Raw genomic sequence first — 13,724 nt, forward strand, 5'->3', positions numbered from 1 at the left:
AGAAAAAGCGGTTTGGGATGCCTTCCCCAGATCGCCAAACACTAAACTGAAGGCTTGGACCTTAAGGGAGGACCTTATGTTGAACTTAAAAACCATCACGGCAGGCGCACTTGGCTTGTCGATGCTGGCCTCGGCCACACTTGCCGAGACCACCTTGAAACTGCAATCCGTTACGCCGGGCTCTGCCGACGAAATGGTGATGCTTAAATCATTCGCAGATGACGTCAGAGACCTCACCGGCGGAGAACTGAATATTGAGATCCTGCCAACTGGCGCGGTTGTAGGTGTTCAGGAGACACTCGACGCCGTCGACGCCGGCCTTGTCGATGCGGGCTTTGCGTGGACCCACTATTGGTCGGGCAAACACCCTGCCGCAATGCTGTTCGGTTCTCCAGTTGCTGGTGCCGGTGTTGGCATGGACAACTTCGCCTTCATGTCTTGGTTCATGAACGCTGGTGGCAAAGAGCTGTATGACCAGCTTTGGGATGAAATGGGCATGAACGTCAAAGGCTTCATGGTCCAACCTGCCGGACCGGAGGCACTTGGCTGGTTCAAAGAACCGATCGAGACCATGGCCGATTTCCGTAAATATCGCTTCCGGACACCTCCGGGCATCCCGGGCCAAACCTATAAAGACATTGGCGTAGCCTCGGTAGCCATGGGCGGCGGGGACATCCTGCCAGCGTTGGAAAAAGGCACAATCGACGCGGCCGAATGGTGCTGCCCGAAGCCTGACTCAGTGTTCGGTTTCCAGAAAGTCCTGAAGCACTACTACCTGCAGGGCTTGCACCAAGTGGTCGTGAACGGCGACGTTTACTTCAACGGCGATGTCTTCAACGGGCTGACACCCAGCCAGCAAAAGGCCATTGAAGTCGCAGCCAACGCGTCTTTGATGAAGACCTATGCCTACCGTATCTGGGAAAACGGCAAAGCGCTGGACAAGTTAATCAACGAAGACGGCGTCATCTTGCACGACACCCCTGCTGACTACTTCACCGAGTACATGGCAGCCGCTGCGAAAGCACTGGAAACCAACGCCTCCGAGAACGAATTTTTTGCCGAAGTGTGGCAGTCCCAAAAGGACTTCGCACGGACCGCAATCCCGTTCTGGGCCGGTGCGCAAACCTCTAACGCCAACTTGGGCCGCGCATACGCAGCCGAGCTGGCCGCTGAGAAATAGGCCATAGCGCTTAACCTCCCTGCCCGCGTTCTCGGATGCGGGCAGGACATAATACCGACCCCAAGACAAAATATCCGGGGCACTTTTTCGCCAATTAGGGACATTCCCCATGATCAACGAAGATCAAGACAAGATCGACTTCTCGGAATACGAGAATGTCGGCGACGAGCTTCTTGCAGATGCAGGTGGTGCCGTGGGCAAAGAGCTGCCCGACGACATGCACCCCCTTGCCCGCAAGGCAATTTACGCCATCGACAATTTCTCCAATTGGCAAGGTCGGATCGCCTGCCTGCTTGTCGTGCCGATTATCTTCGGGATGTTTTACGAGGTCGTCGCGCGCAGCTTCTTCACCTCACCGACCCTATGGGCCTATGACCTATCCCGCATCCTCTACGGCGTGTCCTTCATGCTGGGGGCCGCTTACGCGCTGATGCGCGGGCTGCATATCCGCGCCGACTTCCTTTACCGCGGCTTCTCCGAGCGCACGCAAGGCCGCGTCGACCTGATCCTCTATATCGTGCTGTTCATGCCCTCGATGCTGTTCTTCCTGAAAGCCGGATACGACTTCTCGTTGAAATCCTTCATTCAGGGCGAGCGTGCGGGCGACAGCACATGGGCCCCTATCGTGTGGCCGGTAAAAATTGCGCTGACCACAGGGGTCTTCTTCCTGTGTATCCAAGGCATCTCTGAAATTTTGAAATCGTGGTACGCCGCGACGCGCGGAAAGTGGCCGGTCTGATGGAATTCTCAAACGAAATAATCGGCCTGTTCATGATCGGGGCGATGCTGTTCGCGATCTTCATTGGCTTCCCAATCTCCTTCACCCTGATCTTCCTCGGTGTCGTCTTCGGCGCGTGGGGCTTTGGCGTGAAGCTGACCATCTTCCTGATGACACTACAATTCTACAACTCGATGATGGAGCAGACCCTCGCGGCTGTCCCGCTATTCGTCTTCATGGGATTCATGATGGAAAAAGCGGGCCTGATGGAGCGACTATTCGCGGCCATCCAGATGATGTTGGCTCGCATGAAAGGCTCGCTCTACATCGCGGTGCTGTTCGTGTCGGTGGTCTTCGGTGCCGCGACCGGTATCGTAGGGGCCTCGGTGACCATTCTGGGCATCATGGCGGCCAAGACGATGAACCGCTCCGGCTACGACGTGCGGCTGGCCGCAGGGACAATCACAGCAGGCGGCACATTGGGAATTCTGATCCCGCCGTCGATCATGCTTGTTGTTATGGGCCCGGTACTGGAAATCCCGGTCACCGACTTATTCGCCGCCGCGATTATCCCCGGTGTCATGATGGCAGCACTTTATGTGCTCTACGCGGTCGGTCGATGCTGGATTAATCCAAAGCTTGGCCCCCCACTGCCCGAAGAGATGATCGAGCCGGACAAGGGCAAAATCTTCAAGGAACTTCTGCTGGGCTTTGTTCCGCCCACCATCTTGATCGCTTTCGCATTGGGCTCAATTTTGTTCGGCTTGGCCACACCTACCGAAGGTGCCGGCATGGGGGCTTTTGGATCTATCCTGCTGGCAATCGGCTACCGCAAGTTCTCAATCGGTGGTTTCTACGATGCCTTGATCAAGACCTTGGAAATCTCTGTGCTAATCCTGTTCCTTGTTGCGGCGTCCAACTTCTTTGGCGCGGTTTTCTCGCGGTTGGGCACGCCGACAATGATCACCGAGTTGTTGCTGAACCTCGACGTCTCAACCTCCATGGTGGTCATCTTGATCCTCGCGTTGGTCTTCGTCTTGGGCTGGCCGTTGGAATGGGTGCCGATCGTGCTGATCATCCTGCCGATCCTTGCACCCGTGCTGCTGGAGCTGGAAGTTGATATGCTATGGTTCGCCATTCTCGTGGCGGTCTGTCTGCAAACCGCATGGCTCAGTCCGCCGGTGGCATTATCGGCCTACTTCCTTAAGGGTGTGGTGCCGGAATGGGACCTCAAGGACATCTATCTGGGCATGATGCAGTTCATGGTTATCCAGTTGATTGGGCTGGCCATGGTCTTCGCCTTCCCCGCAATCGCAACTTGGTTGCCGGTCTATATGTACAGCAACTAGGTCTGAGAGTTTTCGAAAGGGGCGTGCCACGAAAACTGGCACGCCCCTTTTTCGTTCCGGTGGTAAATTTCTAGCGTTGGCGAAACCGGACGACATCCAAAATTTCGACAAGAAACGCGGTGAATAATCCGAAAACCAAAAGCCCGTTGGTTGCGGTCATGCCCGCCAGCAAGCGCCAGTTCTCGTCAATTACAACGTCGCCGTACCCTACAGTGGTGAAGGATACGATGGCGAAATAGAGTGCCGTTTCTAACCGGTCAAACAAGCCGATATAAAGATAGACACCCGCCCATCCCCAAATAGACAACGTCAGCACCAGCAATATCCAGAACAGCGCAATCACCAGTACGGCAAGAGTTTGCACCGCACGGCTTTTTCGCTGCAACAAGACGTCGACGCGGCGCAACGCGCGCCCCGCGATCTCAAACATCCACGCAGCTGCAAGCATGGTAATCACGATGACGACCGACCCCACGAACAGTGCTTTTATCACCGTAGGGATCTCCCCGCGCTTGGTAGACGGATCAAGTCAATCACCACTCTTCCAAGAAATTACAACCGCGCAAAATCAGGCCTCTTTCGCCATCAGGGCAATGACCAACGCCTCGCAGCGCGCGCCTGTTTCGCAATAGGCAAGGATCGGAGTCGGCAGCGCTTTGAGTAAATCGGCCATTTTCTCGACGTCTTCCCCTGTCGGACCGCTTTCCTCAATTGGCAAATATGCAGCCTCCAGCCCTGCGTAAATTGCGGCTTGGCGCATCTCTTCATACAGGCTTTGGTCGATTGCCTCGCCATCGGGGCGATTGCTGACAATCGACTTGAAGCCAAGTGTATGGATCAACGCCAAATCTTTAGGCGATGGTTGCGCGCTCACGCTAATCTCTGGTGTTACCTTTTTGGTCTTGATCATCGAATAGTCCTCCGCTTGGGGTGCGGGGGGTCCCGCAAGGCGTTGCGTCTGCTCTTTGCTAGCGGCATGCGTCCGGACGGTCCTTAATCTATGTCAAAAACCAAAAGAGGGATTAGACCTCGGCGCCTAGTCCGGCATGATCTTGGCCGCAGGCATCTTTGCAACGACAACCTTACCAAGCTCGACCAGTTTGCCCGTCTCGGCAGAGTATTGATCCACCGCTTTTTGCACGAACTCCGCTTGGATATGTTGAACCTCCGTCAAGGATTTGGCGTGCATGATCTGGTGCTGGGTCTTCAAGTCTTCTTTTACACGCTCGGCCACAAAGCTCAGCACTTCTGAGCCAAGGTCGCTCATCGCCTCAAGCCATGCGGTACCCATGGTGGACGCGGAAGCGAAGCCAGCGCCTTGCATATCGCGGATCGCGGCAAGTGCGGGGTTGTTGGTTGCGGATTTAGACGTCGTTGTAGTTTTGGCAGCCATGGTGGTTTCTCCTGATTGGGTAATATCAGCACTATCTCACAACTATACGCGCCCCTCCTTGATACTGGTCAAGGTACGTGTTCCCTCAGCCCGCCATGGTAAGTTTATAGGAGGAAACTTGCCGATGCAGGACCATGGACACAGCAAGGCGGAGATCGCCAAACGGATTTCAGGCGAGGGACAAGGCTCGCATCTGCGCGACATGATCTATGGCGGGATTGATGGCGCGGTGACCACCTTTGCCATTGTGGCCGGAGTTCAGGGCGCTGGTCTGTCACCGACAATTATCATCGCCTTGGGCATCGCCAATGTTCTGGCAGACGGGTTCTCCATGGCAGCCGGAAACTATTCTGGAACCAAGGCAGACCTTGACGACCGCAACCGTCTGAGCGCGACCGAGCATCGTCATATCAAGGACTACCCGGAAGGTGAGCGCGAGGAATTGCGCCAGATTCTTGAGCTGAAAGGTCTCAGTGGTACACTGTTGGAAGACGCAACCGATGCTATCGCGAGCGACTCAAACAAATGGGTCGATATCATGCTCACTGACGAGTACGGCCTGTCGCCTACGCCCCCTGCGCCGATGGCGGCGGCGATCGCGACATTTCTTGCGTTTCTGGTTGCAGGTATCGTGCCACTGCTGCCGTTTTTGTTAGGGCTCTCCGATCCATTTTTGATTGCCACCTGCGCCACCGCGTTGGTGTTCTTCACTATTGGTACAGGCAAAAGCCGCTGGTCGCTGGCGCCATGGTGGCGGTCGGGGTTGGAAACACTCGCCATTGGCTCGACCGCGGCAGCGATTGCTTATGTGGTCGGTACGATGTTCCACGCCTAAGCTGGTGCAATGTCACCCCAGATGGGAAGATGGTCCGACGCGCGGCGCGCCAGCGGCCCCTCCTCGACGCCGGCATGACGCAGCTCCAGCCCTTTGCTCAAAGCGATACGGTCCAGCGAAGCAATCTGGCGACGCGCGTGAAAGGACTGGCCCGGTATGTGAACTTCAAAGCGCCCAGCCAGTGGCTCCATTCCGCGACGGGTCGACCATTCGTTGAAATCCCCGATCAGCACCGTGGGACGGTCATGTTCCACTTGGCGTAGAATAGACTCGAATTGTTGCACTCGATGCCGCCGGATCAGGCCAAGATGTGCTGCGATAAGATCCACCTCAAACGGGCCGCCCACGGTCAGACGCACGGCGCCGCGCGGTTCCAATCCGGGCAGATCAAGATGTGCGACATTGCCCACCGACATCCCCTTGCGCACCAGCACGGCATTGCCATGCCAACCAAGTGCCACATCATTGCGGGCAACCGGGGCAACTTCAAAATCCGTTTCGCGCGCGATCATGTCACGCGCAATCGCGGCAGGCCGCGCACCAAGCCGCAGGTCGGCTTCTTGTAGGGCCACGACATCCGCCTCTAGCCCATTGATCACGTTAAGCACCCGCATGGGATCACGTCGCTGATCAAGGCCACGGGCTTTGCGGATGTTGTAGCTGGCAACGCGGAGCGCCACGACTGATTTGGAACGGTTCATGGTTGATAGATAGGGACACAAGCCCCACCTTTGAAGGAAGGAGGGTCCGAGCTTGCCGCTAAACTTGAAAAACCAAAGCCCCTTGATGCTGACCCTTTGGGGGTTACTGCTGGCCGTGTCCCTAATTGCTTTGCTATTGGGGCGCTATTCCACGGCTTTCGTGGCATTGGCGACATTCGGGTTGTCTCTTGCCCCCGACCTGCTGGCCTCTAGGTTCAAAATCGCCCTGCCTGTCCCTTTTGTTGTGGCAATAACGATGTTCCTCTTTGCCACCGTCTTCCTTGGTGAGGCGTTCGACTTTTACGAGCGTTTCTGGTGGTGGGATATCGCCCTCCACGCCAGCTCGGCAGTCGGGTTTGGCCTCACCGGTTTCCTGTTCGCCTTTATGCTGTTCGAAGGTGACAGGTTCGCAGCCCCCCATTGGGCGCTCGCACTAATCGCATTCTCGATCGCCATGACCACAGGCGCGCTTTGGGAGGTGTTCGAGTTCGGAATGGATAGCGTGTTCGGATTGAACATGCAGAAAACGGGCCTCGATGACACCATGGGTGACTTGATCGTCGATGCCATTGGCGGCGCACTCGGATCTTTGGCCGGATACCTCTATCTGGCAGGATCCGATAGAGGGCTGTTGGCCCAGCCCATCCGCCAGTTTATCGCCCTTAACCACAGGCTGTACCTGAAATCACGCGACAAGCTGCGCAAATAGATCGCGTATTAAGACGCCAAGCCAAAGCGTCCCAGCAGGCGGCGCAGATGGTCGCGTTCTTCGAGCAGGTCCAACGCCAACGCAATCCCCGGCATGTTGATACCAAGGTCACGTTCCAGTCTGCGCGCTTTCCTGGCACGCAAAACGCTGATCTGGCCGAAGCTATATTCGGCCTCGCCCGTGCCATGCGGCTCTACAACGCCGTGCTCAATCAGTTCTACCACCCAAGCCTTATCCGCATCGCAAAAGCGGCACAGCTCGTGCAGGGTCAGCTCCTCCATCAGGTGATCTTCATCGGTAGGTGTTTTAGCTTTCTTCATGGTCTAGGTCTCCATGTTCTTGCGCGGGTCAAAACTCATTTCTTTTGCCATTTGCTCATAGAGCGTCCGTCCCGCGTCGGTTGTGGCAGGCGGATTAACAATCTTCAGAACCGCATAAAGATCGCCAGCCGACTTGCCCGGCAGCCCTCGCCCTTTGAGGCGCAGTTTTTGGCCGGCGCGGGCGTTCTTGGGAATGGTGATCCCCACTTCGCCGCCCGGAGTTGGCATCACGACTTTGCCACCCAACGCGGCCTCCCACGGGGCCACCGGCAGATCGACATAGATATCGCGCCCGTCGATGCGGTAGGTCGGATGCGGAGCGAATGCGACTTCAAGGAACAAATCGCCCGCAGGCCCGCCGCCCATTCCCGGGGAACCCTTGCCCTTCAAGCGGATATGCTGGCCCTCGCGAACACCCTTGGGGATTTTAACAGAAACGCTGCGATCTTTCAGCACCAGCCGCCCTGCGTCGTCCATTTCCGGCACCCGCATCGTCAAGACGCGGCTTGCACCATTGAACGCGTCGCCAATATCTAGGGTCACGCGGGCGTGCTGATCGCGACCCGCAGCCTGCATACGCGATGACTGCCCTTCGGCCCGCGATCCGGACCGGAACAGGTTCTCAAAGAAATCACTAAAGGCTGCATCATCTGGACCACCAGCACCCTGCGGTGGGTCAGAGAACTGGTGGCTTTGCTCCCAATTCGGAGGCGGTCGGAAGCCCTGCCCGCCCCTTTGCGGCTCTGCTCCAAGTTCGTCATAGGCGGCCCGTTTCTCCGCGTCGCCCAAGACGGCAAAGGCCTCGCCTGCCTCTTTGAACCTGGCGTCCGCGCCACCATCAGAGTTCACATCCGGGTGGTATTTTCGCGCTAGTTTACGGTAGGCTTTCTTAATCTCGTCTTGCGTCGCGGTTCGATCTACGCCCAGCGTTTTGTAGTAGTCTTTGTAGTCCATGATTGCAGGATACTCCGGCTGAATAGTCCTTTTGCATGCAAAGATACCATGAATTTACCGTGTATGTATTGAGGTACCTCAAGCCACATTCTCGAAGCATTTGTTATAATCGTCAAAACAGTGATGAGGTTCATGACATGAAAAACGCAACTATTCTGACTGTCATCGGTGCAAATTGCCCAAATGACGCGCTTTCACCCGTCGCCGAAGTGGCCCGTAAGCTAGATATTCATCTGGCATATCTGGCCGTGGGTGCCATACCCCAATTCCCCAACTACGGCGTCGGCATGCTGCCATATGGTGCCCCCGTAGTGCCTGATACGTGGCAACAATCGGTTCAGGAAACAAATACCAACCTGAAGGCCAAGCTAGACGAGATCGAGGACATGCTGGCCAAGGAAGGATTGTCAGGCGACGTAACGTCCGCTTATGCCGAACCTACGGGCTTGGCCGACCTAGTAGCGTGGCGCGCCAAGATATGCGACTTATCTTTCATCTGCAACGGCTTGCGGGACGATCCTCACACGTTCAAGAATGTCCTTCACGGACTATTGTTTAACGCCGCAGCCCCGGTTGTCATCAATGATGTGGCAGGCACAAAAGCACTGTCCGCGAAGAATGTCTTGGTTGCTTGGAATACCAGCCTGCCCGCTGCGCGTGCGGTCAAACAGGCGCTACCATTGTTGAAACGATCTAAAGCCATCACCGTCGCCTGTTTTGACCCCGTTATGAGCAAGATGGCCGACGGTGAAAACCCGGGCTCGGATGTTGGCAAATGGCTGACCCGTCACGGTTGCAACGTCACAGTTGAGCAGCAACCAAGCGGCGGCAAGGAAATCGCGACCTGCATTTTGCAGCGTGCCGAGGAGATCGGCGCAGACTTGGTGGTGGCTGGTGCCTACGGTCGGTCGAGATTGCGTGAAGACCTGTTTGGCGGCACAACGGCCAGCCTGTCAGAGCAAGCCGACATGCCCGTTTTCATGGCGCATTAAGCATCTATACAGCGTAGCCGTAAGTGTCCCCGCGCAGCAAAACGCCGCGCGGGGTTTTCTGTTAGGCTAGATCAAACCGATCCGCGTTCATCATCTTGGCCCATGCGGCGACGAAGTCGTTTACAAACTTCTGCGCATTGTCATCCTGCGCGTACACCTCTGCGTAGGCACGCAGCACCGAGTTGGACCCGAAGACCAGATCAACCCGTGTTGCTGTCCACTTGACCTTGTCAGTCTTGCGGTCACGGATTTCATACAGGTTGTTCGCTGTCGGCTTCCACGTGTTCCCCATGTCGGTCAGGTTGACGAAGAAATCAGTCGTCAAAGCCCCCTCGCGGTCAGTGAATACACCATGCTTAGTGCCGCCGTGGTTGGTGCCCATGACACGCATCCCGCCAATTAGCGCGGTCATTTCATGCGCGGTCAGCCCCATCAACTGTGTACGGTCAAGCATCAGTTCCTCAGCGCCGACAGCGTAGTCTTTCTTCAGCCAGTTACGGTAGGCATCGTGGATCGGCTCCAACACATCAAAGGATGCGGCGTCGGTCATCTCGTCGGTCGCATCACCACGGCCCGCAGCGAAAGGTACCGAGACGTCGAAGCCTGCAGCCTTGGCTGCTTGTTCCACGCCCAGATTACCCGCCAACACGATCACATCGGCGACGCTTGCCCCGGAGTCGGACGCAATGCCGTCCAGCACACCCAACACACGGGCCTGACGATCAGGTTCGTTGCCTTCCCAATCTTTTTGCGGCGCTAGACGGATACGGGCACCGTTCGCACCGCCGCGCAGGTCGGACCCGCGATAGGTCCGCGCGCTGTCCCAAGCGGTAGAGACCATGTCACTCACCGACAGGCCGCTTTGGGCGATTTTCGCTTTCACCGCGTCAACGTCATAGCCTGTGTTGCCCGCAGGGATAGGGTCCTGCCAGATCAACTCTTCCTTCGGCGCATCTGGCCCAAGATAACGGACGTTCGGCCCCATATCGCGGTGAGTCAGTTTAAACCAAGCCCGCGCGAATACCTCTGAGAAGTAAGCGGGATCTTTATAAAACCGCTCGGAAATCTCGCGGTAGATCGGGTCCATTTTCATCGCCATGTCGGCGTCGGTCATGAGCGGGTTGCGGCGCACGGACGGATCGGCAGAGTCGACAGGTTTGTCTTCTTCTTTGATGTTGATCGGCTCCCACTGGTTCGCACCAGCCGGGCTTTTCGTCAGTGCCCAGTCGTAGGTGAACAGCAGGTAGAAATAGCCATTGTCCCACTGTGTCGGGTTAGTCGTCCAAGCGCCTTCAAGGCCGCTCGACACGGTGTCGCCACCAACGCCTGTCCCGGTCGGGTTGCTCCAACCAAGCCCTTGTTCTTCTGGTCCAGCACCCTCGGGCGCTTCGCCTACCAGGCCGGCGTCGCCGTTCCCGTGACATTTGCCGACAGTGTGACCACCCGCTGCCAGTGCGACAGTTTCTTCATCATCCATTGCCATACGCGCAAAGGTCTCGCGCACTTGCAACGCGGTCTTCAGCGGATCGGACTGGCCGTTCACGCCCTCGGGGTTCACATAGATCAATCCCATCTGGACAGCGGCCAGCGGGTTTTCCATGGTCGAGGGATCGTCGACATTGTCATAGCGCGCATCGCTAGGTGCCAGCCATTCTTTCTCTGCGCCCCAGTACACGTCTTTCTCTGGTGCCCAGATATCTTCGCGGCCATAGGCGAAACCATAGGTTTTTAACCCCATCGATTCATAAGCCACAGTACCCGCCAGAATGATCAGGTCAGCCCAGCTGATTTTGTTGCCGTACTTCTTTTTGATAGGCCAAAGTAAACGTCGCGCCTTATCAAGGTTGACGTTATCAGGCCAAGAGTTCAGCGGCGCGAACCGCAGGTTTCCGGTATTACCACCGCCGCGACCATCGGCCAGCCGGTAAGTACCAGCGGAGTGCCATGCCATACGGATCATCAAGCCGCCATAATGGCCCCAGTCAGCCGGCCACCAGTCCTGACTATCGGTCATCAACGCGTGGACATCTTTCTTGAGCGCATCGAAATCGAGGGTTTTCACCACCTCACGATAGTTGAAGCCGTCACCCATCGGGTTGGTCTTGGCATCGTGCTGATGCAGAATGTCCAGATTTAGCGCCTTCGGCCACCAATCCATCACCGACGCTTCCATATCGGTATGCGAGCCATGCATCACAGGGCATCCGCCCGCGCCGCTAACCTTATTTCCGTCCATAATACTCTCCGCTAACTTTATCAAAATCCGGTGCGTAGAAGTGATCCATATCTGATCTGCGATCCGACACAGAATCCTCCAAGAACCCCTATTCATCAGCGACAATTATAAGCTCAAAATGCCATAGTTAAAATTTGTATTTTCTAATCACATCTATAGTTTCTAATTATGAATCAGATTACCCTAAAACACCTCCGGTACTTCGAAGCGCTTGCCCAGCACGGCCATTTTGGCCGGGCAGCGGATGTGTGCTCGATTTCACAACCAGCCTTATCGGTGCAAATGAAGGAGTTGGAGCGCATTCTGGGTGCCCCCTTGGTCGAACGTGGTGCACGCAAGATACGCCTGACCCGTCTGGGCGAGGACTTCGCCGCCCGCGCGCGCGAGGTTTTACGGTCCGTAGACGAGTTAACCGACCTTGCCCGCGCATCTCAAGACGATCTGTCCGGCCCGTTTCGCATTGGCATCATTCCGACCATAGCACCGTATTTGCTCCCCGCCTTTGTCAAAAGCCTGTCGCAAAACCACCCTGACCTTGATCCACATCCTCGCGAAGCAGTGACGCAAACGCTGATCGACGACCTGCTGGATGGGCGTCTTGATGCAGCCATCGTGGCGCTGCCCGTCTCGGAACCATCGCTGACCGAAGTGGCATTATTCGACGAGGATTTCGTCCTCGTCCGCCCGCTGGAAGATGCCAAAAAACCAGTCCCAAGCTCTGACATGCTGCGCGAAATGCGACTGTTGCTCTTGGAAGAAGGCCATTGCTTCCGCGATCAGGCGATATCCTATTGCAACCTGTCGTCGTCCCTGCCCCGCGACCTGATGGAAGCCAGCTCGCTTTCGACATTGGTGCAGATGGTGGGGGCCGGGATTGGCGTTACACTGATCCCTGAAATGGCGGTCATGATTGAGACGCGCTCCGCCGCGGTTTCGGTTGCGCGTTTGCCCAAACCGCAACCGTCGCGCACAGTCGGGATGGTGTGGCGCAACACCAACCCGTTGGCCACGCATCTAACCGGCATCGCAGGATTGTTCCGTGAAATTGGCATTGGCAAGGCTTAGGCGTGCCGACGCGCACCATGTGCATCCAACGCCGTCATGAACTGTTCCGGCGTCATGCTCTCAGCCAACGCCCGCTCAAATAGAGCCGCCTGCGTTTCTGGTGCAAGCCCACCGACTGGTGGATCGGTATCAAGGTTGGTGGGAAAGGAATACCCCTCCGCGCTGGCTGCTATGGCCGCACGTTTGCGCGCCTCATCCAATCTTCCGTCCGCCATCAACCGCTGCACCACAGGGTAAAGCTTGCGGCACATTCCGTCCCGGTCGATGACTTCCATGGCACGGCCAAAAGGCGAAGATATCTGCAACAGGTTCGCCATGCGGTGGATATCAGCGCTCCGGTTCTCGCCTGCGCCATGGAACAACGCGGGGTTAAAAAATAGGGCATCCCCCTTCGCCAGCGGCAGTTGGATGTAATTCGCCTCAAAATACTCCGCAAACTCTGGGTGGCGATAGGCCAGATAGCCCGGACGGAACAGCTGCGAAAACGGCAACAACTTCGTCGGCCCGCTTTCCAGTGGCATGTCGCAATGGGCAATCGCCCCCTGCAAGGTCATCGCCGCCGAGAGGTCATGAATATGGGCCGGAAAGCGTTTGGCGACCTCTTCGGTTTGAAATCCAAGATGATAGTCGCGATGCGCTGTCTGCGCCTTCCCGCCGGGTCGCACAAGATTCACCTGCGCAGTCATCTGATACCCGGCGCCCAGCCACGCCTCGCATACCGCAGCAATCGCGTCATTTCCAAAATAAAGCGCAAAGGTCTCCGGCGACGTTTCACATAGTTTTTGAAGAGAGTTCCAAATCCGATCATTCGCACCGGCAGTGGCAAAGTGATCTGCACCACCTGCGCGTCCGCGTTCCTGTTCAATGATCGTTTCATAGGCTTTGGTGGCAGCGTCGATAGGGGTTGTGACACTATAAGCCCCGCGCAACACCAGCGCCCCGGCACTTTGCCCCAACACATGCGCCCATTCCCCCATCAGCGCCTGCCGCCGTGCCGGGTCCGCCAAGGACGGGCGTAGGGTTTGCATGTCGTATATTGGCACGTTCAGGCTAATATCTGCCGCCAAAGGCACGTCCATCGGCTTGAGCTTTCGGGTCGTAATCTCTGCAAACGTCGCAAGATCGCAATCCCCTGCTTCGAAATAAGCGCGGTCTTTCATTCTATCCCCTTCGAACGTATCTCCGAGGCCTGTCCCCGCGCGTTCAAAGTTAAATGCCGGACGTTGAATGTCGAGTGGTTTTCGCAATGCTGGCCTATGAGCGTGAGTGCGA

15 protein-coding genes are annotated in these 13,724 nt (G+C 56.6%); 7 read left to right on the forward strand and 8 right to left on the reverse strand.

The window, feature by feature from the left end:
• The first annotated feature begins 76 nt into the window (after nt 1-76).
• From BCF46_RS01430 to BCF46_RS01440, 3 genes are all read left to right on the forward strand, one after another.
• Nucleotides 77-1,180, forward strand: coding sequence for a TRAP transporter substrate-binding protein (locus BCF46_RS01430; protein WP_121021005.1), 1,104 nt, complete (start codon nt 77-79; stop codon nt 1,178-1,180).
• A gap of 109 nt (nt 1,181-1,289) precedes the next feature.
• Nucleotides 1,290-1,919 carry a TRAP transporter small permease subunit gene (locus BCF46_RS19895; RefSeq protein WP_121021007.1) on the forward strand — a complete coding sequence of 210 codons (630 nt, stop codon included), beginning with the start codon at nt 1,290-1,292 and terminating at the stop codon, nt 1,917-1,919.
• Nucleotides 1,919-3,247 (forward strand): TRAP transporter large permease, encoded by a 1,329-nt coding sequence (locus BCF46_RS01440; RefSeq protein WP_121021009.1) that lies wholly within the window; start codon nt 1,919-1,921, stop codon nt 3,245-3,247. The genes BCF46_RS19895 and BCF46_RS01440 overlap by 1 nt, the downstream gene beginning before the upstream one ends.
• Before the next feature lie 70 nt (nt 3,248-3,317).
• Here the strand turns inward: BCF46_RS01440 and BCF46_RS01445 are convergent, their stop codons facing one another.
• The 3 genes from BCF46_RS01445 to BCF46_RS01455 form a co-directional block, all read right to left on the reverse strand.
• Entirely contained in the window at nt 3,318-3,740 is a 423-nt protein-coding gene (locus BCF46_RS01445; protein ID WP_245989684.1) for a potassium channel family protein, read from the reverse strand.
• A gap of 75 nt (nt 3,741-3,815) precedes the next feature.
• The gene (locus BCF46_RS01450) at nt 3,816-4,157 is read right to left on the reverse strand and encodes a protein tyrosine phosphatase family protein (protein ID WP_121021011.1); all 342 of its coding nucleotides are present in this window, start codon (nt 4,155-4,157) and stop codon (nt 3,816-3,818) included.
• Between the two features lie 126 nt (nt 4,158-4,283).
• The gene (locus tag BCF46_RS01455; protein ID WP_121021013.1) at nt 4,284-4,640 is read right to left on the reverse strand and encodes a phasin family protein; all 357 of its coding nucleotides are present in this window, start codon (nt 4,638-4,640) and stop codon (nt 4,284-4,286) included.
• A gap of 124 nt (nt 4,641-4,764) precedes the next feature.
• Here BCF46_RS01455 and BCF46_RS01460 point away from each other — a divergent pair, with 124 nt between their 5' ends.
• Nucleotides 4,765-5,475 carry a VIT1/CCC1 transporter family protein gene (locus tag BCF46_RS01460; RefSeq protein WP_121021015.1) on the forward strand — a complete coding sequence of 237 codons (711 nt, stop codon included), beginning with the start codon at nt 4,765-4,767 and terminating at the stop codon, nt 5,473-5,475.
• Here BCF46_RS01460 and BCF46_RS01465 read toward each other — a convergent pair.
• Nucleotides 5,472-6,176: an endonuclease/exonuclease/phosphatase family protein gene (locus BCF46_RS01465; protein WP_121021017.1), complete on the reverse strand. Its 705-nt coding sequence runs from the start codon at nt 6,174-6,176 to the stop codon at nt 5,472-5,474. The two genes, BCF46_RS01460 and BCF46_RS01465, sit on opposite strands and share 4 nt — an antisense overlap.
• A 64-nt stretch (nt 6,177-6,240) precedes the next feature.
• Between BCF46_RS01465 and BCF46_RS01470 the strand changes: the two genes are divergently transcribed.
• On the forward strand, nt 6,241-6,885 hold the full coding sequence (locus tag BCF46_RS01470; protein WP_245989691.1) for a DUF2238 domain-containing protein: 645 nt from the start codon (nt 6,241-6,243) through the stop codon (nt 6,883-6,885).
• Between the two features lie 8 nt (nt 6,886-6,893).
• Here BCF46_RS01470 and BCF46_RS01475 read toward each other — a convergent pair whose 3' ends face one another.
• On the reverse strand, nt 6,894-7,205 hold the full coding sequence (locus BCF46_RS01475) for a chaperone modulator CbpM (RefSeq protein WP_121021019.1): 312 nt from the start codon (nt 7,203-7,205) through the stop codon (nt 6,894-6,896).
• A gap of 3 nt (nt 7,206-7,208) precedes the next feature.
• Nucleotides 7,209-8,159, reverse strand: coding sequence for a DnaJ C-terminal domain-containing protein (locus tag BCF46_RS01480; RefSeq protein WP_121021021.1), 951 nt, complete (start codon nt 8,157-8,159; stop codon nt 7,209-7,211).
• A 137-nt stretch (nt 8,160-8,296) separates the two neighbouring features.
• Between BCF46_RS01480 and BCF46_RS01485 the strand changes: the two genes are divergently transcribed.
• Nucleotides 8,297-9,151 carry a universal stress protein gene (locus BCF46_RS01485; protein WP_170157831.1) on the forward strand — a complete coding sequence of 285 codons (855 nt, stop codon included), beginning with the start codon at nt 8,297-8,299 and terminating at the stop codon, nt 9,149-9,151.
• A 61-nt stretch (nt 9,152-9,212) separates the two neighbouring features.
• On the opposite strand, the gene katG is transcribed toward BCF46_RS01485, so the two are convergent.
• Entirely contained in the window at nt 9,213-11,387 is a 2,175-nt protein-coding gene (katG, locus tag BCF46_RS01490; protein WP_121021025.1) for a catalase/peroxidase HPI, read from the reverse strand.
• A 168-nt stretch (nt 11,388-11,555) separates the two neighbouring features.
• On the opposite strand from katG, the gene BCF46_RS01495 reads away from it, so the two are divergent.
• The gene (locus tag BCF46_RS01495; protein WP_121021028.1) at nt 11,556-12,452 is read left to right on the forward strand and encodes a hydrogen peroxide-inducible genes activator; all 897 of its coding nucleotides are present in this window, start codon (nt 11,556-11,558) and stop codon (nt 12,450-12,452) included.
• Here BCF46_RS01495 and BCF46_RS01500 read toward each other — a convergent pair.
• Nucleotides 12,449-13,612 (reverse strand): phytanoyl-CoA dioxygenase family protein, encoded by a 1,164-nt coding sequence (locus BCF46_RS01500; RefSeq protein ID WP_121021030.1) that lies wholly within the window; start codon nt 13,610-13,612, stop codon nt 12,449-12,451. The genes BCF46_RS01495 and BCF46_RS01500 overlap by 4 nt on opposite strands.
• Between the last annotated feature and the right edge of the window lie 112 nt (nt 13,613-13,724).

Origin of the sequence: Litoreibacter meonggei (assembly GCF_003663885.1) — a bacterium.
GTDB lineage: Bacteria > Pseudomonadota > Alphaproteobacteria > Rhodobacterales > Rhodobacteraceae > Litoreibacter > Litoreibacter meonggei.

Coding starts and splice junctions, on each gene's coding strand:
- BCF46_RS01500 (WP_121021030.1), bottom strand. CDS start 13,612: ATGAAAGACCGCGCTTATTTCGAAGCAGGGGATTGCGATCTTGCGACG.
- BCF46_RS01480 (WP_121021021.1), bottom strand. CDS start 8,159: ATGGACTACAAAGACTACTACAAAACGCTGGGCGTAGATCGAACCGCG.
- katG (WP_121021025.1), bottom strand. CDS start 11,387: ATGGACGGAAATAAGGTTAGCGGCGCGGGCGGATGCCCTGTGATGCAT.
- BCF46_RS01455 (WP_121021013.1), bottom strand. CDS start 4,640: ATGGCTGCCAAAACTACAACGACGTCTAAATCCGCAACCAACAACCCC.
- BCF46_RS01450 (WP_121021011.1), bottom strand. CDS start 4,157: ATGATCAAGACCAAAAAGGTAACACCAGAGATTAGCGTGAGCGCGCAA.
- BCF46_RS01475 (WP_121021019.1), bottom strand. CDS start 7,205: ATGAAGAAAGCTAAAACACCTACCGATGAAGATCACCTGATGGAGGAG.
- BCF46_RS01460 (WP_121021015.1), top strand. CDS start 4,765: ATGCAGGACCATGGACACAGCAAGGCGGAGATCGCCAAACGGATTTCA.
- BCF46_RS01430 (WP_121021005.1), top strand. CDS start 77: ATGTTGAACTTAAAAACCATCACGGCAGGCGCACTTGGCTTGTCGATG.
- BCF46_RS01465 (WP_121021017.1), bottom strand. CDS start 6,176: ATGAACCGTTCCAAATCAGTCGTGGCGCTCCGCGTTGCCAGCTACAAC.
- BCF46_RS01440 (WP_121021009.1), top strand. CDS start 1,919: ATGGAATTCTCAAACGAAATAATCGGCCTGTTCATGATCGGGGCGATG.
- BCF46_RS01495 (WP_121021028.1), top strand. CDS start 11,556: ATGAATCAGATTACCCTAAAACACCTCCGGTACTTCGAAGCGCTTGCC.
- BCF46_RS19895 (WP_121021007.1), top strand. CDS start 1,290: ATGATCAACGAAGATCAAGACAAGATCGACTTCTCGGAATACGAGAAT.
- BCF46_RS01485 (WP_170157831.1), top strand. CDS start 8,297: ATGAAAAACGCAACTATTCTGACTGTCATCGGTGCAAATTGCCCAAAT.